Origin of the sequence: Streptomyces flaveus, assembly GCF_014647675.1 — a bacterium.
In the GTDB taxonomy this organism is placed as follows: Bacteria; Actinomycetota; Actinomycetes; order Streptomycetales; family Streptomycetaceae; genus Streptomyces; species Streptomyces flaveus.
In genome coordinates, this window is sequence record NZ_BMPQ01000006.1 from 23,739 (window position 1) to 43,034 (window position 19,296).

Sequence of the window (19,296 nt, forward strand, 5' to 3'; positions counted from 1 at the left end):
ATGACGGTGGCGCCGGGCCCCAGTCCGTACGCGCCGACTGCAATACGTAGGCGCTGACCTGCGTTGATGTGATTCTGATGGCTTATGTCCTCCCCCTTCGCCCGCTGAATTGTTAGGCTCGTGGTTTCGCCCTCCCCTGGAGGAACATTCTTCTGGGTAGGGCGATGCTTTGTATTCCCAGTACCGACGAGGAGCACCTGTGACCCAGACCAGCGAGAACGTCACCTGGCTGACCCAGGAGGCGTACAACCAGCTGAAGGCCGAGCTGGAGTACCTGTCTGGTCCTGCGCGCACGGAGATCGCCGCCAAGATCGCGGCCGCGCGCGAGGAGGGCGACCTGCGCGAGAACGGCGGGTACCACGCGGCCAAGGAGGAGCAGGGCAAGCAGGAGCTCCGGGTGCGCCAGCTGACCCAGCTCCTTGAGAACGCGAAGGTCGGCGAGGCGCCGGCGGCCGATGGTGCGGTCGCGCCCGGCATGGTCGTCACCATTGCCTTCGACGGTGACGAGGACGACACGGTGACATTCCTGCTCGCCTCGCGCGAGTACGCGAGCTCGGACATCGAGACGTACTCGCCGCAGTCCCCGCTGGGCTCCGGCGTGAACGGCAAGAAGGTCGGCGAGGACGCCCAGTACGAACTGCCGAACGGCAAGCTCGCCTCGGTGAAGATCCTCAAGGCCAAGCCGTACACAGCCTGAGTCCCTGAGTCCGAGCGCGCCCCCGGCCGAGGCTTCCCTCGCGCCGGGGGTCTCCTCATGGCCGGGGGCTTCCTCGTGCGTCACGCCGTCGCCGAGCGGTACTTGCGCACCGCCAGCGTCCGGAATATGACGATGATCGCGATCGAGTAGATCAGCGAGGCCCAGACCGGGTGCTGCATGGGCCAGGCGTCCGACTGCGAGACTCCTGGGTTGCCGAACAGCTCGCGGCAGGCCTGCACCGTGGCGCTGAACGGGTTCCAGTCGGCGACATGACGCAGCCAGGGCGTCATCTGGCCGGTGTCCACGAACGCGTTCGAGACGAACGTGACCGGGAAGAGCCAGATCAGCCCGCCGGAGGTGGCCGCCTCCGGCGTCCGCACGGAGAGGCCTATCAGCGCGCCGATCCAGGTGAACGCGTACCCGGCCAGGAGCAGCAGCCCGAAGGCTCCGAGCACCTCGCCGACGCTGGTGTGGGTGCGCCAACCGACCAACAGGGCGACGACGGCCAGCACGAGGAGCGTGAGCGCCGTCTGTACCAGGTCGGCGAGCGTGCGGCCGGTCAAGACGGCTCCGCGCGCCATGGGCAGGGAGCGGAAGCGGTCTATGAGCCCCTTGTGCATGTCGTCGGCGATGCCCGCTCCGGCGCCTGCGGTGGCGAAGGTGACGGTCTGCGCGAAGATGCCGGCCATCAGGAACTCGCGGTACCTGTCCGGGTTGTTGGATCCCGCGATGGTCATGGAACCGCCGAACACGTAACTGAACAGCACCACGAACATGATGGGCTGGATGAGCCCGAAGATCACCATCTCGGGGATGCGGCTCATGCGAATGAGGTTGCGCTGGGCGACGACCAGGGAGTCCCGCACGGACTGGCCGATGGCGCTCCCCGGCTGCGCGACGCGCACGGTGTCGCTGACGACGCTCATGAGGCGGCCTCCTTCTTGGCCTTGTCCTTGTCCTTGTCCTTGTCCTGCACCGGCTCCTGCTTCGCTTTGGTCTTGCGGCCCTTCGCGTCCTGCACCCCGCCGTTCTCCTCGGCCTCGGTCTCGGCGAGGTGTCCCGTCAGGGAGATGAAGACGTCGTCGAGGGTGGGGCGGCGCAGACCGATGTCGTCGATCTCGATACCGCGGGTGTCCAGCTCGCGGATGACCTCCGCGAGGAGCTTCGCGCCGCCGGTGACGGGCATGGTCAGCTTGCGCGTGTGCTCCTCGACGGTCGTCTCACCCTTGCCGAAGCCCCGTAGCACCTCGGACGCGGTGGCTATGTGCTCGCGCTCGTGGACGACGACCTCTACGCGCTCGCCGCCGGTCCGGGCCTTGAGCTGGTCGGAGGTGCCGCGGGCGATGACGCGGCCGTGGTCGACGACGCAGATGTCGTGGGCGAGGTGGTCGGCCTCTTCGAGGTACTGCGTGGTCAGCAGCAGGGTCGTACCGCCGGAGACCAGTCGCTTGATGACCTCCCACAGCTGCTGGCGGTTGCGCGGGTCGAGGCCGGTCGTCGGCTCGTCCATGAACATGACCGGCGGCGAGACGACGAGCGCCGCCGCGAGGTCGAGCCGGCGGCGCATGCCGCCGGAGTACGTCTTGGCGGGGCGGTCGGCGGCGTCGGCGAGGTTGAACTGCTCGAGCAGCTCGCCCGCCCGCACCTTCGCGTCCTTCGCCTTCATCTGGTAGAGCCGGCCGACCATCTGGAGGTTCTCGCGGCCGGTCAGATACTCGTCGACCGCGGCGAACTGGCCGGACAGGCCGATCGAGCGCCGCACTTCGTTGGGGTTCTTGAGCACGTCGATGCCTGCGACGATCGCCTTGCCCCGGTCGGGGCGCAGCAGTGTGGTCAGGCAGCGGACCGCGGTGGTCTTGCCCGCGCCGTTCGGCCCGAGCAGGCCCAGCACGGTGCCCTCCGGGACATCGAAATCGACGCCGTCCAGAGCCCTTACGTCACCGAAGGTCTTCACGAGGCCTTCGGCGTAGATGGCGCCTGGCATGTGAGTTCTCCACGTCGTTGGGGTTTCTTCGGAAATACTGGGTTTGCGTGCTTGGTCCCGCCATGAGTGGCGAGAGACACACCATAACGCGATGTATCGCGTCTCTCAACAGATTTTTCCAGGTTGTGGACAACCGGTCCCTGACCTCGGCCGCCGGCCTGACGGACTGCCAGGCGTCAGTCGATGACCGTGTAACCGGCCTCGCGCAGCGCCTGCCGCACCTCGGCGCAGTGCTCCGGGCCCTTCGTCTCCAGGTGCAGCTCCACCTCCGCCTCTGTGAGCCCGAGCCGCGGATCAGTCCGTACGTGGCTCACATCGAGGACGTTAGCGTCCACCACTGACAACACCCCGAGGAGCGTGGCCAGGGCGCCGGGGCGGTCCGTCAGCCGCAGCCGTACCTGGAGGTAGCGGCCGCCCGCGGCCATGCCGTGCCGCAGGATGCGCTGCATCAGCAGCGGGTCCACGTTTCCGCCGGAAAGCACCGCCACGACCGGCCCTTCGAACTCCTCGGGCGTGCTCAGCAGCGCCGCGACGGGGCTCGCGCCGGCCGGCTCGACGACCAGCTTGGCCCGCTCCAGACACAGCAGCAGCGCGCTGGACAGGGCGTCCTCGGAGACCGTACGGACCTCGTCCACCAGGTCGCCGACGATCCGGAACGGCACGTCGCCGGGACGCCCCACCTTGATGCCGTCGGCCATCGTCGCCGGGTTCTCGATGGACACCGGGCGCCCCGCCGCCAGCGAGGGCGGGTACGCCGCCGCGCCCGCCGCCTGCACCCCCACGATCCGTACGTCGGGCCGCAGCGACTTCACGGCGATCGCGATGCCCGCGGCGAGACCGCCGCCGCCGATCCCGACGACGATCGTGCGCACCTCGGGGCACTGCTCCAGGATCTCCAGGCCGACCGTGCCCTGGCCCGCGATGATGTCGGGGTGGTCGAAGGGGTGGATGAACACGGCGCCCGTTTCGGCCGCGTGCTCCTGGGCGGCGGCCAGCGTCTCGTCCACCACCGTGCCGTGCAGTCGCACCTCGGCGCCGTAGTGGCGCGTCGCGGCGATCTTCGGCAGCGGGGCGCCGGTCGGCATGAACACCGTGGAGCGCACTCCGAGCAGGGAAGAGGCCAGGGCGACGCCCTGGGCGTGGTTGCCGGCGCTCGCCGCGACGACACCCGCGGCGCGCTCCTCGGGAAGCAGCCCGGCGATCCGCACGTACGCGCCGCGCAGCTTGAACGAACCCGTCCGCTGGAGGTTCTCGCACTTGAAGTGCACGGGCGCGCCCACCAGTCCGGACAGATGCCTGCTGCCCTCCATGGCGGTCACCCGCGCCACGCCCGCGAGCATCTTCTGGGCGCCGCGCACATCGTCGAGGGTCACCGTCGGAAAGGAGTCAGCCGTGCTGTAGCTCATGACCACCAGTCTCGCAGCTCACGCTGCGCCCCACGGGCGGTGAATCAAGGTCCCGTACAGGTTTACGCAGCGCCGGTACGGCCCGGCCGCCGTCCGCGTACTCTGTCCCCCAACCCAGCCCCACGCATGAATAGAGCCCCCGGCCATGCCCACAACACCAGAAATGTCGATGGACATGACGACCGTCGGTGACACCGGTCTTCTCGAATCGCTCCAGCACGAGGTGGCGGTGTTCGCCCGCCGTGCAGAACAGACCCGGCTCGGCGGGGTCGGGCAGGTCCGCAACTCCATGGACCGCGCCGCGTATCTGCTGCTCAACCGCCTCGACAAGGAGGGTCCGATGGGCGTCAAGGCGCTCGCCGCGAGTATGGGCATCGACTCGTCGACGGTCACCCGTCAGGTCGCGCCGCTCGTGGACACCGGGCTCGTCAAGCGCACCTCGCACCCGGAGGACGGGCGCGCCGTGGTGCTCCAGTTGTCGCCGCGCGGGCTCTCCCGTCTGGAGGAAGTCCGCTCCTCCCGGCGGCAGTTGATGGCCGAACTCACCGAGGATTGGACTCCGGAGGAGCGGGAGGCGTTCTGCACGCTCCTCACGCGTTTCAACGGCGCGCTGTCCACGCGGATGGCTGCGGCGTCGGTGGAAGGGTCCTCCGTAGAGGCGTCCTCGCCGTCCTGACCGCCCCCGCATCGTGTCGGCCTCTTGACCAGGGGGCTGTGCCTGGCCTCAGATGAGATCGGGTCCCTGTAGTACTCGATTTTCCTCGTGGTACGCCCCAGGGGCCCGGTTTCCCAGAGTCGGGAGGCGCGGTGCGAGAACGGCAGGCGTCCCAAGACGCCCGCCGGGCCCGGGAGTTCGAGGCGTTCGTCGCGGGCGCGGCAGGGCGGCTGCTGCATGCGGCCACACTCCTCACGGCGGAGTCGCCGGACGACAACCCGCGCGCGCGGCGCCTGCTCACGGCGTCCCTGGCCCATACGTACGCCTCCTGGGACCGGCTGCGCGGCGAGGACCCGTACGACCGCACCCGGCAGCAGCTGGCGGTGCGCTTCGCGCGCGGGGCCTGGCATCAGTACGGCGCCCTGAGCTGGGCGCACCCTCGTGGCCGCCCGAACACCGGCGGCGTACTGCACCGTCTCACTCCCCAGGAGCGGCTGATCCTGGTCCTGCGCCTTTTCGAGGGCGTGGCCGAGGAGCAGACGGCGGCGCTGCTGGGGCTGCCCCTGGAGCGCGTACGGGCGATCTGTGCCCGCGCGATGGCGAACCTGCTGCATCCGCCGCGTGAGGCGCCTCCGGCGGTGGCGAAGGTGGTGCCGTCATGAGTTCGACGGACCGCAGGGAGGATGCCGTCCGCCGCATCCTGGAGGGTACGCCGCCCCCCGTGCCACCCAACCTGCACGCGGACGCCGTGCGGCGCGGCAGCCGCATGCTGCACCGCCAGAGGGCGGCCCGGCGGCTGATGTGGCTGCTGCTGTTCGCGGCCGCCGTGGCCTTCGTGGTGTGGGCGTCGGTGGCCCAGCCGTGGGTGGAGCCGCCGTCGGAGACGACTCCACCGCTCACCGGCTGGTAGGCCTCACCGGTCGGCAGACGATCAGCCGAGGGCCTGGGTGAGGTCCTGGAGGAGGTCGTCGACGTTTTCGATGCCTACGGAGAGGCGTACGAGATCGGCGGGCACCTCGAGTGCCGAGCCGACCACGGACGCGTGGGTCATGCGCCCCGGATGCTCGATCAGGGACTCGACGCCGCCCAGGGACTCGCCCAGGGTGAACACCTTGGCGCGGTTGCAGACCTCCACGGCCGCCTCCTCACCGCCCGCGACCTGGAAGGACACCATGCCGCCGAACGCCTTCATCTGCTTGGCGGCGACCTCGTGACCGGGGTGCTCCGCAAGGCCCGGGTACAGAACACGCGTCACGCGCGCGTGCCTGCCGAGCATCTCGGCGACCTTGGCGGCGTTCTCGCTGTGCCGGTCCATCCGTACGGCGAGGGTCTTGATGCCACGCAGCACCAGCCAGGAGTCGAAGGGGCCCGCGACCGCGCCCATCGCGTTCTGGTGGTACGCCAGTTCCTCGCCCAGCCCCTCGTCGTTCACGACGAGCGCGCCGCCCACGACGTCCGAGTGGCCGCCCATGTACTTGGTCAGCGAGTGCACCACGAGGTCCGCGCCGAGCGCGAGCGGCTGCTGGAGGTAAGGGCTGGCGAAGGTGTTGTCGACGACCAGCCTGGCGCCCGCCTCGCGCGCGATCTGGGCGACCGCGGCGATGTCGGTGATGCCGAGGAGCGGATTGGACGGCGTCTCCACCCAGACGATCTTGGTCTTGGGGGTGACGGCGGCTCGTACGGCGGCGGGATCACTGGTGTCGGCGACCGACCATTCCACCCCCCACCGGGAGACGACCTTCGCGAAGAGGCGGAACGTACCGCCGTACGCGTCGTTGGGGATGACCACGTGGTCGCCGGGGCTGAGCAGCGTACGCAACAGGCAGTCCTCGGCCGCCAGTCCGGACGCGAACGCGAGGCCGCGGCGACCGCCCTCCAGGGCGGCGAGGTTCTCCTCCAGGGCCGTCCTGGTCGGATTGGCGCTGCGGCTGTACTCGTAGCCGCCGCGCAGTCCGCCGACGCCGTCCTGCTTGTAGGTCGAGACCTGGTAGATCGGCGGGACGACCGCGCCGGTGAGGGGATCGGCGGTGTTGCCCGCGTGGATCGCCACGGTTTCGAAGTGCTGGCTGATGTGCCTGTCGCTCATGGGCACCGAGGGTAGTGCGCCCGCGCGGATGGTGACGGCGGGAAGCTGTGGCGGGGCCGGGACGGCGGTGCGACCGACGGTTTTCCACAGGAACTGCCGACCAGGTTGGCCAATTGTCGGACCCGTCTGGTTCGCTTGAGACATGGAGATTCTCTGGGTCCTGATGGCGCTGGTCATGATGGGCTTCGTCCTCGGGCCGATCTTGATGCGCAGACGTGCCGGTGGTATCCAGCAGGTCGCTCCCGGCGACCCGGACGCGGCCGATCCGGCGAACTACGGCTTCCTGCGCCAGGAGGAGCTGGACATCCGCATGCCCGGCCCCGACCCGGACCTGCTGGAGGTCCTGGACCTGGTGCAGCGCAGCCAGGACTACCGGGGAGCGTCGCAGCTCCTCGCCGGCACGGAGACAGACGGCGAGCTGCGCTGGCAGCGCGTGCAGGCCTTCGCGGGCGCCGCGTCGCTGGAGCTGCACCAGCGCCCCGGCGGGGTCAGCGAGAGCCCCGGCGGGCAGTGGCTGCGGGTCTGGCGGACCGAGAAGCCCAAGGACGCGGGCGGCGCGGCCGTGCATGCGGAGTTCCTGGTGCAGCAGGCGTGGCGTACGTCGACACCGGGCACGGACGAGTTCCGGATCATCATGGAGGAGGCGAAGTCGGCCTGCGAAGAGGCGGCGCTGCTCTCCCCGGGTGACCCGATCCCGTACATCATCGAGCTCTCCGTGGCACGCGGACTGGCGTATCCACAGGCGGAGTTCGAGAAGCTCTGGCTGAAGATACTCGACCGCGCCCCCGCGCACATGGGAGCGCATCTGGCGGCGCTGCACTACTGGTGCGAGAAGTGGCACGGCTCGCGCGAGGTGGCGTACACCTTCGCGGAAGCCGCTGCGGCGCGCGCCCCGCAGGGGTCGCTGCTCGCGGCGATGCCCCTCTTCGCGGTCTTCGAGCACCTGCCGGAGGTCAACCTCGTCCAGGGCTTCTACCAGAGCGAGGTCGTGACGAAGGCGGTCCACGGAGCGCTCTTCGCGGTGCACGCGGCCCGCCCGGACGACCCGATGCTCGCCCACGTACGCCATCTCCTGGTGTTCTTCCTGGTACGCGGCGAGCGCTGGGCCGAGGCGATGAGCCAGCTCGTGCACGTCGACGGCCACGTAGGGGCGCTGCCATGGACGCTGACGCCGGACCCGGCGGCGGACTACGCGGTGTACCGGGCGCTGGCGGTCGCGGGATACGAGGCGAACGGAGGGAGCCCGGCGACGCTGCCGCACTGAACGACCCGGTTGGAGTTCCGGACGGGGCCCGTACGTTCTGCCACGCGACAAGTAGCACCCGTGCTCTCAAGTTGCCGCACAGTAGCGCGAACAGCGATACCAGTGTGACTTGAGTAAGCAATAGGGTGCCCACGTGACTGCCACTTTGAGTTCCACGAAGACCCGCGCCGCGCTCCGCACATCGGCGCGTGTCTCCGGAGAGTTGCTGCTGATATTTGTGATGCTGGCGGTGACTTTGTGGCTTTGGGGCCGGATGTGGTCGGTCGTGTGGCCGCTCGTAGTCGGCCTGCTTCTGACCACACTGACTTGGCCTCTGGCTCGTTTCCTCCGTCGCCACGGGTGGAAACCCGCCCTCGCCGCGTCAGTTGTGACCGTGCTGTTCCTCCTGGTCGCGGCGGGCGTCGTGGCGTTGATCGCAGTACCGGTGGCGTCCCAGTCCGGCGAGCTGACCGACGGCGTGATCGAAGGCATCCAGGAACTGCGCGAGTGGGCCGCCGGGCCACCGTTGAACATCGAGGACGCCCAGATCACCAAGGCCACCGACACCGCGGTCGCCCGTGCCCAGGACGCCCTCGGCAGCATGGTCAGCACGGTCGTCACGGGAGTGAGCACCGTGGTCAACGGCGTGGTCACCGCCGTCCTGGCACTCTTCCTGATGTTCTTCTTCCTCAAGGACGGCCCGCGATTCCTGCCGTGGCTCTCCCGTCAGCTGCCCGGTCGGCTCGCCAGCGACGTCCCGACCGTGGCCGCGCGCGGCTGGGACACCCTGAGCTCGTTCGTACGCTCGCAGGCGGCCGTCGGCCTGCTCGACGCCGTCCTGATCGGCCTGGGTCTGTGGATTCTGGGGGTACCGCTGGTGCTCCCGCTGGCGGTGCTGACCTTCGTCTCCGCGTTCGTGCCGATCATCGGCGCCCTGTTCGCCGGTTTCGTCGCGGTGCTTATCGCACTGGTCTCCAACGGCCTGACGGACGCTCTGATCGTGCTGGCCATCATCGTCGTGGTGCAGCAGCTGGAGGGCAACGTGTTCCAGCCCATGATCCAGAGTCGGGGGCTCGGCCTCCATGCGGCCGTGATCCTGCTGGCGGTGACGTTGGGCGGCAGTCTGGCCGGCATCGTGGGCAGTCTGCTCGCCGTACCGATCGCCGCGCTGATCGCGGTGGTCTGGAACTACGTGCGCGAGCAGCTCAGCGCCCCGTCACGGGAACCGGGGACCGGGGAGTCGGACACCGGCGCCGCCGTCCCGTCATAGCAGGTGCCCAGGTTTGGCCCCCGACCCGACGCCTGACGAACCGTTGCCCCAAGGGCGGGTCACCTGACAGCACAGACACGGCGGAACGAGCGTCAAGCCAGGCGACCCGTTCGAGACGAACTGGGGAGCTTCCTGTCCGACGGGCATCGCTGCGGCTCCCACGGATGAGCCCTCAAGACCGGCGAAGGTGCGAAGTCGCCCGGTGAACCTTTGACCTTGACACGGTGACAAAGCCTTCACTGCTTCCCAAGGAGGTGGTCCCGATGACCATGACGAGAGGGGACACGGATGCGATACGAGCGCTCCAGGGCCTGGAGGACAGCCGCTCGCACGTGCGGCTGCGGGCGGCTCTGGCGGTCGGTACGGCGCCTGACCCGTGCTTCGTCGACAAGCTCATCGAGCGATGCGCGATCGAGCCCGAGTTCTTCGTCCGCGACATGCTGACCTGGGCGCTCACCCGCCACCCGGTGTCCCTGACGCTCCCCGAGCTGCTCCGCGAAGTCCGCTCGGAGCGTGCGCAGGCACGCAGCCAGGCGCTGCACACGCTGTCCAAGATCGGGGACCGGCAGGCGTGGCCGGCGATCACACGGGCGCTGTTGTCCGACGCCGACGACGAGGTGGCGCGGAGCGCCTGGCGGGCCGCGGTCGTACTCGTGCCGGAAGGCGAGGAGTCCGCCCTGGCCGCGGTCCTGGCGACGCAGCTCGGGCGCGGTGAGCAGGAGACGCAGCTGAGTCTCAGCCAGGCGCTGGTCGCGCTGGGTGAAGTGATCGTGCCGGTTCTGCATGCCGCGACGACGGCTGATGACCCGCGCGTGCGTGCGCACGCGCTCGCCACACAACGGCTGCTGCGCGACCCGGACGCCGGATTCGAGCTGGCGATCGAGGAGGCCAAGCGCGTGGTGGCCCTCACCGGGGCCCCTCAGGACGGACCATAGAACCGTGCTGATCGGTGAGGTGGCGCGACGGTCCGGGGTCAGTGCCCGCATGCTCAGGCATTACGAGTCGCTCGGCCTCATGCGGCCTTCGGGTCGTACGGGCTCCGGCTATCGGGAGTACTCCGGCGAGGACATCCGGCGGATCTTCCACATCGAGAGCCTGCGGTCGCTGGGTCTGTCGCTGCGTGAGATCGGACGCGCGCTCGACGATCCCGGCTTCACGCCCTCGGCGCTCGTCGACGACCTCATCCGTCAGACACGCGACCGCATCGCGGCCGAGACCGAGCTGCTCACGCGGCTCCGCCGGATCGACGCCGCGGACCCCGCCGGCTGGGAGGACGTCCTCCAGGCCGTCGCATTCCTCCAGGCGCTGGGGTCGCAGAGCGCCGCCACCCGCCAGCGCGCGGCCCTTTCCTCGGTCGACGAGGTTCCGGTGCCGGTGGAGGCCCTGGTCGAGGCGGTACTTCGGGAGACGGAGCCGAACGTCGCCGGAGCCCTTCGATGGGCGCTGGCGCGATCGGGCGACGGCGGCACGGCGCTGCTGGCGGAGGGCCTCGGCTCACCGGTGGCCGCGGTGCGGGAACGTGCCGTTCAGTCCCTCGCCGAGATGCCCGGTGACGAGGCCACCGCCCGGCTGCGGGACGCCCTCGCGAACCCCGATGTCGTGGTCCGCGGCCATGCGGCTGTGACGCTCGGGACGCGTGGAATCGCCGATGCGGTCCCAACACTCATCGACATGATCGTGGCGGGCAGGAACGACACCGATGCAGCCGATGCACTGAGCATGCTGGCGAGCGACGCCACGACGGCGGATCAGATCGCCACCAGGCTCGTCGACCGCCTCGCCCACGACACCACTGAAGCACCTGCACGCGTACGGCTGACCCAGGCGCTGGCGGACATCCCGGGGAGCACGGCTTCATGTGCCCTCGTGGAGCTGTCGCATGACGGGAACCGTGCCGTTGCGCTGACCGCGGCGTACCTTCTTCAGCTACGCGACGCACGGTGACGGATCTCTCCTGGGGTGCCGCAGCGCCCACCCCGTCCGGCGCGCCGACCGGACGCTCAGCCGAGCCGATCCGGGCGCCAAAATGCCCACTGCGCCACTCAGCCACAGCTTCGTGGCGTCGCTGCCCGGCGGAACGGGTCACACGGCATCACAGGCCCGGCGGGGCGGGCGCCGAACTGGGTGACCTGCCCCGACTGTGTACCGCCGCCCGTCCCTTCGCCCACAGCGGGGCACCCGGCCCCGCAGAGGCAAGCGTGGCCCGGCTTGCGGAGCCCCCGCCAGTCAGCCTCCGCCGTCCGCCGGACCACCTCGCGGTCAGCCCTCAGCGTGGGCGGGCAGCCGCCACCCCGGGCGCGGGAAGTGGCAGGTGTAGCCGTCCGGGTAACGCTGCAGGTAATCCTGATGCTCGGGCTCGGCCTCCCAGAAGGGACCCACCGGCTCCACCTCAGTGACGACCTTGCCCGGCCACAACCCAGAGGCGTCCACATCCGCGATCGTGTCCTCGGCGATCCGCTTCTGCTCGTCATCCACGTAGTAGATCGCCGAGCGGTAGCTGAGGCCGATGTCGTTGCCCTGGCGGTTCTTTGTGCTCGGGTCGTGGATCTGGAAGAAGAACTCCAGGATCGCGCGGAAGTCGGTCTTCGCGGGGTCGAAAAGGATCTCAATGGCCTCCGCGTGCGTGCCGTGGTTACGGTACGTCGCGTTCGGCACGTCACCCCCGGTGTATCCCACTCGGGTCGCCGTCACCCCCGGAAGTCGGCGGATCAGCTCCTCCATCCCCCAGAAGCATCCGCCCGCCAGCACGGCCCTCTGCGTCTGCGCAGCCATTGCGACCCTCCCATATCTGCCAGTTCGGTCACTCGGGCTACTCGGCTCGCACACCACCGGCATCCCATGCCCACCCTCCTCAACGCGCGAGGGTTCCAGGTGATTCCGTGCCCGTCCGAACAGACTTGTCCCACGCGAAAAATGGCGACAAGTCGCGACCTTCTTCCCCACATGCGAGCCTGAGTTGATGATCGGCGATCACCTCGGCCGGGGCTCCTGCCGAACAGGACGCTCGAAAGGAGCTGTGCCCCCATGATTCCCGCCACCGCTTCAGCCGTGCGTATCGAGGCGTCTCTCGATCCTCGACTGTCCCGATGGATGTGGCTGGTGAAATGGCTTCTCGCCATTCCGCACTACATCGTGCTGTTCTTCCTGTGGATCGCCTTCGCGCTGGTGACCATCGTCGCGTTCTTCGCCATCCTCATCACCGGCCGGTATCCGCGAGCCCTCTTCGACTTCAATGTCGGCGTAATGCGCTGGAACTGGCGTGTCAGTTACTACGCCCATACGGTGCTCGGCACCGACCGGTACCCGCCGTTCACCCTCGCCGACGTCACGGATTATCCGGCGCACTTCGACGTCGTCTATCCCGAGCGCCTCTCCCGCGGTCTCGTCCTGGTGAAGTGGTGGCTGCTGGCGATTCCGCAGTACATCGTTGTCGGGATTTTCGTCGGCGGCTGGGGCAGTGACGACGGTTGGCGTTACAGCGGCCTGATTCCCTTTCTGTCGCTGGTCGCCGTGATCATTCTGGCGGTCAGGGCCCGTTATCCGGGGCATCTCTTCGACTTCCTGCTCGGTCTGGCCCGCTGGGTCGCCCGGGTCACCGTCTATGCCGCATTGATGACCGACCGGTACCCGCCGTTCCGGCTCGACATGGGAGGGCGGGAGGCGGTACCGGCGACGACGCAGCCTGACTGACCAGGCGATCCCCATGCTGATCGTGCGGCGGCGGGTGCACGAGTTCCGCTCCGGGCGGCGGGTCGGTGACTCTAGTGGTTCCGCCGGACGTTTTCGCCGCGGTGCCGGTCGGCGCGCTTCTGGGCGGGTCATGGACTGGCTGTGGACGCTGGGCCCGCCTTGGGTCTCCGCCGATGAGTTTCTGTCGGCTGCCGGGTCAGTATGGGCATGACTGCTATGAGCAAGCCGCCGGTCGTCTCCCGCTCGGAGTGGCTGGCCGCAAACGAGACCCTGCGTGCCCGGGAGAAGGCGCACACCCGGGAGGGCGATGCGATCGCCGCCGCACGGCGACGCCTGCCCATGACCGAGGTCGACCCGTCGACTCCGCTCGTCGGAGGCAACGGAAAAGTTCCCCTGATCGACGTCTTCGAGGGCCGTACGCAACTGTTCGCGTCGTATCACATGTGGCACGACGGCCGCCCCGCCGCCGACCAGTGCGTGGGCTGCACCTTCTTCACCGGCCAGGTCCGTGAACTGTCCTATCTGCACCAGCGTGACGTCACCTTCGCCGCCTTCTGCCAGGGCCCCTACGAGGAGTCGGACCGCTACCGCCGCTTCATGGGCTGGGAGATGCCCTGGTACTCCGTACCCGCCGAGTCCCACGAACGGCTCGTCGCCGGCCGCCACTTCGGCATGAAGGCGTGCTACCTCCGCGACGGGGACCACGTCTACGAGACGTACTGGACCACCAGCCGCGGCGTCGAGCCCATGGCGCCCTCCTACGGCATCCTCGACATGACCGTCCACGGACGGCAGGAGACCTGGGAGGACTCCCCTCCGGGCTGGCCGCAGCCATACGAGACCCGCGGCCAGCAGTTCCGCAAGGACGGACGGCCGACCGCGCAATGGTCTCGGATCGCCGCCGGGTACGACGACGACCTGCACGGCGGACAATCCGGCACAGGCAGCTCGGGCTGCTGCGGCTGAGCCCGGGCCCGGCAGCCACGGCGGAACCACCGTCCGAAGACCGCGGTGGGCACAGCACGTGTGCCCACCGCGCTCCTGGAGAGCGGGAGGACCGGAGGGGTCCCTGCCCGACCGGGACTCACCCCCGCGTATAAGTGAGCCGCTCGCCATCGGACAGCACGCGTACGAGTGTGTCGCCCTCGCGGCGCACTGTGGAGGAACCGCCGAAGCGACAGGTGCCGGAGGAGTCCGCCCGGTCGGCCTCGGGCGGGGCGAACCGTATCGGACTGTCCGCCTCCCCTGTGGCGACCAGGTTCATGTCGGCCTCGCAGTGGTTGCCGGCGCCGTCCGAGACCAGCGCGGCGGCCGGGCTGCCCACCGGCTTCTGTTCGATGGTCATCCGCTGCGTGCCACCGCCGTCCAGGGTCCGCTGCCAGGTGCCGAGCAGCCCTGCGGGGAGCTTCTCCGGTCCCTCGATCCGGTGCAGTTCGGCGGTACGCCCCGCCGCTTCCCAGCGGAGCGAGTCACCGGTCCGGGAGAGGACATGCTCGCCGAGGGCCGAGCAGGTGCCCGCGGGGACGCTGCTGACGACCTTGGTGTCCAGCCGCAGTGACGTACCGCTGCCGGCACTGCCACCGGACGGCTTGGCGGTGAGTTTGCCGTCGCTCTTGCACTCGTAGTCCTTGCCGAGGCTGATGCTGGTGGCGACGATCTCGCCCAACTGCCCCGGCGAGACGGCGAACCGGCGGTACTGACCGGTGGGCTTCCCGTCCCGCTCGACCTCGCCCGCCCAGATGCCCACGAACTCCTTGGGCACATCGGATGCCGGGCCGCCCGTGTCACCGGAGCCGGAGTCCGAGTCCGAGCCCCCGTAGGGCAGCGGCAGACCGGCGGCCGAGGCGGCGAACGCGGCTCCTGCCACTACGGCGACGGCCCCCAGCGCGATCGCGGCCCGCCGGCCCCAGCCCACGCCCGCGCGACGAGGGCGCGGCGACGGAGTCGGCTCCGCGTGACCAGGCCCGAGGTTCGGCTTCGGCAGGACCTGCGTCCCCCACTCCGACCGTTCCGGCTGCCCCGGCTGGTCCGGCGCGGGAGGTTCCTCCCAGGTCACGGGGAAAGCGGCGGGCGACTGTGCGGAGGCGGCCGGTGCGGACGACGGCGTGGAGACGCCCGGTGCCGATCCTGCCGACGTTGTCGGCGTGCCGGCCCGCGCCGGTGTATCCGTATCGAGCAACTGCACGGCACTGCGCCCCAGTTCGGCGATGATCTGGGCGGGCAGCCACGGCGGTGACGAGCTGCCGGTCGCAGCCGGCTGCACCCGTGCGGCCACCTCCTGGGGAGTCGGCCTGGCCGTCGGCTCCTTGGCGAGGCAGTCCGCGATCAGTCCCCGCAGCGGCTCCTCGATCCCCGTCAGGTCCGGCTCCTCCTGCGCGATACGGAACATCACGGCGTGTACGCCGCCGGAGCCGCCACCGCCGAACGGGGTCTGCCCGGTCGCCGCGTACGCCAGCACCGCGGCCATGCAGAAGACGTCGGCGGCCGGGCCCACCGGCTCGTCCCTGATCTGCTCGGGCGACATGAAGCTGGGCGAGCCGACCAGCATGCCCGAGCTGGTCAGGGTCGAGCCGGGCACCGCGTCCACCGCCCGCGCGATGCCGAAGTCGATGACCCGGGGGCCGTCGATGGTGATCAGGATGTTGGAGGGCTTGAGGTCGCGGTGGACCAGTCCGGCCCCGTGAATGTCCAGCAGGGCGGAGGCGAGTCCGTAGGCGAGGGTGCGTACGGACAGGGCGGGCAGCGGGCCGTGCCCGCGGGGCGAGACGATGTGTTCGAGCGAGGGCCCCGCTATGTAGCCGGTGGCCACCCACGGCGTTTCGGCCTCGGTGTCCGCGTCGAGGACCGGCGCGGTCCAGCGGTCGCTCACCCTGCGCGCCGCCGCCACTTCCAGCCGGAAGCGCTCGCGGAACTGTGGTTCGGCGGCCAGCTCCGGTTTGATGAGCTTGACCGCGACCGTACGCCCGCCCTCCGAGCGCGCCAGACAGACCCGGCCCATGCCACCGGCGCCGAGGTTTCTGAGCAGCCGGTACGGCCCGACTCTGTCGCCGACCCCAACGGGGCCGGCACCGAAGTCGCCCGTCGCCGGCTTCGTCATCTGGCTGTTCTCCCCTCGGTCGGCGCTCCACCCCACTCTGCGCCACGAAGGTCACGAGTCGGCTGCCTATGAGCTTCCGTTTGACGAGAACAGACGCTACCTGGCTTCGGGTTGCTGATCGCGGGTTACTGCATGGGTTGGCTGGAGGCGGCCGACGCGGATGAACCCTGGTCGGCCGCCTCCAGCCGTACGACGACTCAGATCGTCGCGGTGTCGATCACGAACCGGTACCGCACATCGCTGCTCTGCACCCGCTCGTACGCGGTGTTGACCTCGGACGCCTCGATCAGCTCGATCTCGGAACCGATGCCGTGCGCGGCGCAGAAGTCCAGCATCTCCTGGGTCTCCGCGATGCTGCCGATCATGGAACCGGCGAGAGTCTTGCCACCGCCGATCACCGAGAAGAGGTTGAGGGAGATCGGCTCCTCGGGGGCGCCCACGTTCACCAGCGCACCCTGTGTCTTCAGCAGCGTCAGGTAGGCGTTGAAGTCCAGCGGGGCCGAGACCGTCGAGACGATCAGGTCGAAGGTGCCCTGCAGTTCCTGGAAGGTCTTCGGGTCGCTGGTGGCGTAGTAGTGGTCGGCGCCCAGCTTCAGGCCGTCCTCCTGCTTGCGCAGGGACTGCGACAGCACCGTCACCTCGGCGCCCAGTGCGTGCGCGATCTTCACGCCCATGTGGCCGAGGCCGCCCATGCCGAGGATCGCGACCTTCTTGCCGGGGCCGGCGTTCCAGCGCTTCAGCGGGGAGTAGAGGGTGATGCCGGCACAGAGCAGGGGCGCGGCGACGTCGAGGGAGAGGCCGTCGGGGATGCGGAGGACGTAGTTCTCGTCGACGACGATGTTCTGCGAGTAGCCGCCGTAGGTGGGCTCGCCGTCCTTGCCGATGCCGTTGTACGTGGGGACGCCGCCGGTGACGCAGTACTGCTCCTGACCGGCCTTGCAGTTGCCGCACTCGCGGCAGGAGTCGACGAAGCAGCCGACGCCCACACGGTCGCCGACCTTGTACTTGGTCACGCCGGGGCCGACCTCGGAGACGATGCCCGCGATCTCGTGGCCCGGGACCATCGGGAAGATCGCCTCGCCCCAGCCCTCCTGGGCCTGGTGGATGTCGGAGTGACAGATGCCGGCGAACTTGATGTCGATCAGGACATCGAACTCGCCGACCGGCCGACGCTCGATGGTGGTGCGCTCCAGCGGAGCCTTGGCGGCGGGTGCGGCGTATGCGGCAACAGTGGTCATGCCGGGGGTTCTCCTAGCGAGGGTTCGTGCCCGGCTGCCTTCTTTCCGTCCGGGCACGGCGTCCAGCCTGCCGGACCTTTCAACATTCACCCAGACCACAGTTCTGCGTACGCACGCCGTGCGTACCACTGGCGGGGTCAGGCTCCTGTGCGTACGACCGGGAATCGGCGGTGAATACTGGATTGCATGGACGAACAGCCCGACCCCGCACACGAGCCCGGCACGGGCCTGGACCGCCGCGCCGAGCTCAGCGAGTTCCTGCGCACCCGGCGTGCCCGGCTGAAGCCGGAGGACGTGGGGCTGCCCGACTTCGGGCGGCACCGCCGGGTGCCGGGACTGCGCCGCGAGGAGCTGGCGCAGCTCGCCGGGGTGTCCGTGGCGTACTACACGCGCCTGGAGCAGGGCAACGGGCAGAACGTCTCGGCGGAGGTGCTGGACTCCATCGCGCGCGCCCTGCGCCTGACCGGTGCCGAGCACGCGCACCTCATGCACCTGGCGAAGCCGAAGCAGCACAAGAAGAAGCCGACCGCGCGGGCCCAGCAGGTGCGGGTCGCGCTGCGGCAGCTGCTGGACTCGATCGACGGTGTCCCGGCGTACATCGTGGGGCGCCGCTCGGACATCCTGGCCTGGAACCGGATGGCCGCGGCGGTCTTCGGTGACTGGGCGGAGCTGCCGCCGCAGGAGCGGAACTGGGCGCGGCTGGTGTTCCTGAACCCCGCGTACCGCGAGCTGTTCGTGGAGTGGGACCAGAAGCAGTCCGACATGGTCAGCTATCTGCGCATGGACGCCGGTTGTCATCCGGAGGACCCGCGGCTGTCCGCCCTGGTCGGTGAACTCTCCGTCAAGAGCAAGGAGTTCCGGCGGCTGTGGGCCACACACGACGTCAAGGAGAAGAGCCACGGCGTCAAGCGCCTGAGGCATCCGCTGGTCGGCGAGCTGACATTGTCCTTCGAGACGTTCAGCATGGTCGACGACGCCGAGCAGTCGCTGGTCACCTACCACGCCGAACCAGGCTCCCCGTCGGCCGAGGCCCTGCGTCTGCTGGCCAGTTGGGGCACGGATGCCACCCACGCCGGCAGGTCCGCTCCCCGGGCGTAGCACCCCGCCGCGAAAGCCGCTGAAGCCGCAGAAGTCCTATGGCCGGTACGGCGGAGCCGCCCCCCAGTTCCACTTCGGCACCGGCTGCTCAGCCGGAGGCACGGCGTCCGGACCGGAGAAGTACACCGCGAGCCGGGTCCCCCACTCCGCGTACGCGACGAAGGCCGAGCGGAACTCGGCGTCGGTCGGCAGGCCCGCCTCGTCCGCCGCGTCCTGGAGGAGGTTGACCCAGCGGCGGCGCTGCGCCTCGGTGATGCCCTTGCCGAGGTGTTTGGCGACCATGTGACCGTGGCCGCCCTGCGTCTCGGAGTAGGCCGGCGGGCCGCCGAAGACCTCGCCGAGCCAGAGCGCGACGTGCGAGGCGTGTTCGGGGGCGAGACCGGCGAAGACGGGGGCGAGGACGTCGTCCTTGACGACCTTGTCGTAGAAGGCCTCGGTGAGCCGGGTGAAGGCCTCGTCGCCGCCCGCCCAGGCGTACAGCGTCGGCACGGACGCGCCCGTGCCGCGTACGGTCGTCGGCTTATAGTGGCGCATCTCCTCGATGCAGCCCACGTACGGCCGGATCTCGGCGAGGAAGTCGGAGAACAGCTCCGACTTGCGGAAGCCCTCGATGTGGTCCTCGCTCGAGGTCCAGGTGATCCGCAGGATGAAGTGCTCGAAGTCCTCCTCGCAGCGCGCCAGTTCGTAGTCGACGCACTGCGGGGCCGCGGCGAGGTGGACGGCGGCACGGGTGTAGGCGGCCAGGAACTGCGCCGACTGCTGCTCGGGAATCCGGTACCTGATGTACTCGACAGTCTGAACAGTCATACCCCCCACACAAACACGAACGGCC

At 69.5% G+C, this 19,296-nt stretch carries 19 protein-coding genes; 11 read left to right on the plus strand and 8 right to left on the minus strand.

The features are described from left to right. Window positions 1–199 precede the first annotated feature (199 nt). Window positions 200–697 (plus strand): transcription elongation factor GreA, encoded by a 498-nt coding sequence (gene greA, locus IEZ21_RS14470; RefSeq protein ID WP_189322309.1) that lies wholly within the window; start codon window positions 200–202, stop codon window positions 695–697. Between the two features lie 80 nt (window positions 698–777). On the opposite strand, the gene IEZ21_RS14475 is transcribed toward greA, so the two are convergent. The 3 genes from IEZ21_RS14475 to ilvA all read right to left on the minus strand — a co-directional run bounded on the left by IEZ21_RS14475 (window position 778) and on the right by ilvA (window position 4,087). Further along, complete coding sequence (locus tag IEZ21_RS14475) at window positions 778–1,623, minus strand: ABC transporter permease (protein ID WP_189322310.1); 846 nt, start codon at window positions 1,621–1,623, stop codon at window positions 778–780. Then, window positions 1,620–2,681: an ATP-binding cassette domain-containing protein gene (locus tag IEZ21_RS14480; RefSeq protein WP_189322311.1), complete on the minus strand. Its 1,062-nt coding sequence runs from the start codon at window positions 2,679–2,681 to the stop codon at window positions 1,620–1,622. Before IEZ21_RS14480 ends, IEZ21_RS14475 begins: the two co-directional genes overlap by 4 nt. 176 nt (window positions 2,682–2,857) lie before the next feature. Then, the gene (gene ilvA, locus IEZ21_RS14485) at window positions 2,858–4,087 is read right to left on the minus strand and encodes a threonine ammonia-lyase (RefSeq protein WP_189322312.1); all 1,230 of its coding nucleotides are present in this window, start codon (window positions 4,085–4,087) and stop codon (window positions 2,858–2,860) included. A 163-nt stretch (window positions 4,088–4,250) separates the two neighbouring features. Between ilvA and IEZ21_RS14490 the strand changes: the two genes are divergently transcribed. The 3 genes from IEZ21_RS14490 (at window position 4,251) to IEZ21_RS14500 (ending at window position 5,652) form a co-directional block, all read left to right on the plus strand. After that, complete coding sequence (locus tag IEZ21_RS14490; RefSeq protein WP_189322565.1) at window positions 4,251–4,763, plus strand: MarR family winged helix-turn-helix transcriptional regulator; 513 nt, start codon at window positions 4,251–4,253, stop codon at window positions 4,761–4,763. Window positions 4,764–4,894: 131 nt separating this feature from the next. After that, complete coding sequence (locus IEZ21_RS14495) at window positions 4,895–5,404, plus strand: sigma factor-like helix-turn-helix DNA-binding protein (protein WP_189322313.1); 510 nt, start codon at window positions 4,895–4,897, stop codon at window positions 5,402–5,404. Continuing rightward, window positions 5,401–5,652, plus strand: a complete 252-nt coding sequence (locus IEZ21_RS14500) for a hypothetical protein (RefSeq protein WP_189322314.1) — start codon at window positions 5,401–5,403, stop codon at window positions 5,650–5,652. Before IEZ21_RS14495 ends, IEZ21_RS14500 begins: the two co-directional genes overlap by 4 nt. A gap of 21 nt (window positions 5,653–5,673) precedes the next feature. On the opposite strand, the gene IEZ21_RS14505 is transcribed toward IEZ21_RS14500, so the two are convergent. After that, window positions 5,674–6,828, minus strand: a complete 1,155-nt coding sequence (locus IEZ21_RS14505) for a cystathionine gamma-synthase (protein WP_189322315.1) — start codon at window positions 6,826–6,828, stop codon at window positions 5,674–5,676. Window positions 6,829–6,970: 142 nt separating this feature from the next. Here IEZ21_RS14505 and IEZ21_RS14510 point away from each other — a divergent pair, with 142 nt between their 5' ends. From IEZ21_RS14510 to IEZ21_RS14525, 4 genes are all read left to right on the plus strand, one after another. Next, window positions 6,971–8,092 carry a hypothetical protein gene (locus IEZ21_RS14510; RefSeq protein ID WP_189322316.1) on the plus strand — a complete coding sequence of 374 codons (1,122 nt, stop codon included), beginning with the start codon at window positions 6,971–6,973 and terminating at the stop codon, window positions 8,090–8,092. A 133-nt stretch (window positions 8,093–8,225) separates the two neighbouring features. Continuing rightward, window positions 8,226–9,341, plus strand: coding sequence for an AI-2E family transporter (locus IEZ21_RS14515; protein WP_189322317.1), 1,116 nt, complete (start codon window positions 8,226–8,228; stop codon window positions 9,339–9,341). Window positions 9,342–9,604: 263 nt separating this feature from the next. Then, a complete protein-coding gene (locus IEZ21_RS14520; protein ID WP_189322318.1) occupies window positions 9,605–10,276 on the plus strand; it encodes a HEAT repeat domain-containing protein in 672 nt (223 codons plus the stop codon). 4 nt (window positions 10,277–10,280) lie between these two features. Beyond that, window positions 10,281–11,285: a MerR family transcriptional regulator gene (locus IEZ21_RS14525; RefSeq protein WP_189322319.1), complete on the plus strand. Its 1,005-nt coding sequence runs from the start codon at window positions 10,281–10,283 to the stop codon at window positions 11,283–11,285. Window positions 11,286–11,600: 315 nt separating this feature from the next. On the opposite strand, the gene msrA is transcribed toward IEZ21_RS14525, so the two are convergent. Then, complete coding sequence (msrA, locus tag IEZ21_RS14530) at window positions 11,601–12,113, minus strand: peptide-methionine (S)-S-oxide reductase MsrA (RefSeq protein WP_189322320.1); 513 nt, start codon at window positions 12,111–12,113, stop codon at window positions 11,601–11,603. A gap of 252 nt (window positions 12,114–12,365) precedes the next feature. On the opposite strand from msrA, the gene IEZ21_RS14535 reads away from it, so the two are divergent. Next, complete coding sequence (locus IEZ21_RS14535) at window positions 12,366–13,031, plus strand: DUF4389 domain-containing protein (RefSeq protein ID WP_189322321.1); 666 nt, start codon at window positions 12,366–12,368, stop codon at window positions 13,029–13,031. A gap of 207 nt (window positions 13,032–13,238) precedes the next feature. Continuing rightward, a complete protein-coding gene (locus IEZ21_RS14540) occupies window positions 13,239–13,997 on the plus strand; it encodes a DUF899 family protein (RefSeq protein ID WP_189322322.1) in 759 nt (252 codons plus the stop codon). A 118-nt stretch (window positions 13,998–14,115) separates the two neighbouring features. Here IEZ21_RS14540 and IEZ21_RS14545 read toward each other — a convergent pair whose 3' ends face one another. Next, window positions 14,116–16,128, minus strand: a complete 2,013-nt coding sequence (locus IEZ21_RS14545; protein WP_189322323.1) for a serine/threonine-protein kinase — start codon at window positions 16,126–16,128, stop codon at window positions 14,116–14,118. A gap of 197 nt (window positions 16,129–16,325) precedes the next feature. Then, complete coding sequence (locus tag IEZ21_RS14550; RefSeq protein WP_189322324.1) at window positions 16,326–17,366, minus strand: NAD(P)-dependent alcohol dehydrogenase; 1,041 nt, start codon at window positions 17,364–17,366, stop codon at window positions 16,326–16,328. 186 nt (window positions 17,367–17,552) lie between these two features. Between IEZ21_RS14550 and IEZ21_RS14555 the strand changes: the two genes are divergently transcribed. Next, on the plus strand, window positions 17,553–18,464 hold the full coding sequence (locus tag IEZ21_RS14555) for a helix-turn-helix transcriptional regulator (protein WP_189322325.1): 912 nt from the start codon (window positions 17,553–17,555) through the stop codon (window positions 18,462–18,464). 36 nt (window positions 18,465–18,500) lie between these two features. Here the strand turns inward: IEZ21_RS14555 and IEZ21_RS14560 are convergent, their stop codons facing one another. Next, window positions 18,501–19,271, minus strand: coding sequence for a group II truncated hemoglobin (locus IEZ21_RS14560; protein ID WP_033323716.1), 771 nt, complete (start codon window positions 19,269–19,271; stop codon window positions 18,501–18,503). Window positions 19,272–19,296 lie beyond the last annotated feature (25 nt).

What these genes read in the sequence shown, in the direction of transcription:
- IEZ21_RS14475 (WP_189322310.1), bottom strand. Translation starts at nt 1,623, where the DNA reads ATGAGCGTCGTCAGCGACACCGTGCGCGTCGCGCAGCCGGGGAGCGCC.
- IEZ21_RS14480 (WP_189322311.1), bottom strand. Translation starts at nt 2,681, where the DNA reads ATGCCAGGCGCCATCTACGCCGAAGGCCTCGTGAAGACCTTCGGTGAC.
- ilvA (WP_189322312.1), bottom strand. Translation starts at nt 4,087, where the DNA reads ATGAGCTACAGCACGGCTGACTCCTTTCCGACGGTGACCCTCGACGAT.
- IEZ21_RS14490 (WP_189322565.1), top strand. Translation starts at nt 4,251, where the DNA reads ATGTCGATGGACATGACGACCGTCGGTGACACCGGTCTTCTCGAATCG.
- IEZ21_RS14500 (WP_189322314.1), top strand. Translation starts at nt 5,401, where the DNA reads ATGAGTTCGACGGACCGCAGGGAGGATGCCGTCCGCCGCATCCTGGAG.
- IEZ21_RS14505 (WP_189322315.1), bottom strand. Translation starts at nt 6,828, where the DNA reads ATGAGCGACAGGCACATCAGCCAGCACTTCGAAACCGTGGCGATCCAC.
- IEZ21_RS14510 (WP_189322316.1), top strand. Translation starts at nt 6,971, where the DNA reads ATGGAGATTCTCTGGGTCCTGATGGCGCTGGTCATGATGGGCTTCGTC.
- IEZ21_RS14520 (WP_189322318.1), top strand. Translation starts at nt 9,605, where the DNA reads ATGACCATGACGAGAGGGGACACGGATGCGATACGAGCGCTCCAGGGC.
- msrA (WP_189322320.1), bottom strand. Translation starts at nt 12,113, where the DNA reads ATGGCTGCGCAGACGCAGAGGGCCGTGCTGGCGGGCGGATGCTTCTGG.
- IEZ21_RS14535 (WP_189322321.1), top strand. Translation starts at nt 12,366, where the DNA reads ATGATTCCCGCCACCGCTTCAGCCGTGCGTATCGAGGCGTCTCTCGAT.
- IEZ21_RS14540 (WP_189322322.1), top strand. Translation starts at nt 13,239, where the DNA reads ATGACTGCTATGAGCAAGCCGCCGGTCGTCTCCCGCTCGGAGTGGCTG.
- IEZ21_RS14545 (WP_189322323.1), bottom strand. Translation starts at nt 16,128, where the DNA reads ATGACGAAGCCGGCGACGGGCGACTTCGGTGCCGGCCCCGTTGGGGTC.
- IEZ21_RS14550 (WP_189322324.1), bottom strand. Translation starts at nt 17,366, where the DNA reads ATGACCACTGTTGCCGCATACGCCGCACCCGCCGCCAAGGCTCCGCTG.
- IEZ21_RS14555 (WP_189322325.1), top strand. Translation starts at nt 17,553, where the DNA reads ATGGACGAACAGCCCGACCCCGCACACGAGCCCGGCACGGGCCTGGAC.
- IEZ21_RS14560 (WP_033323716.1), bottom strand. Translation starts at nt 19,271, where the DNA reads ATGACTGTTCAGACTGTCGAGTACATCAGGTACCGGATTCCCGAGCAG.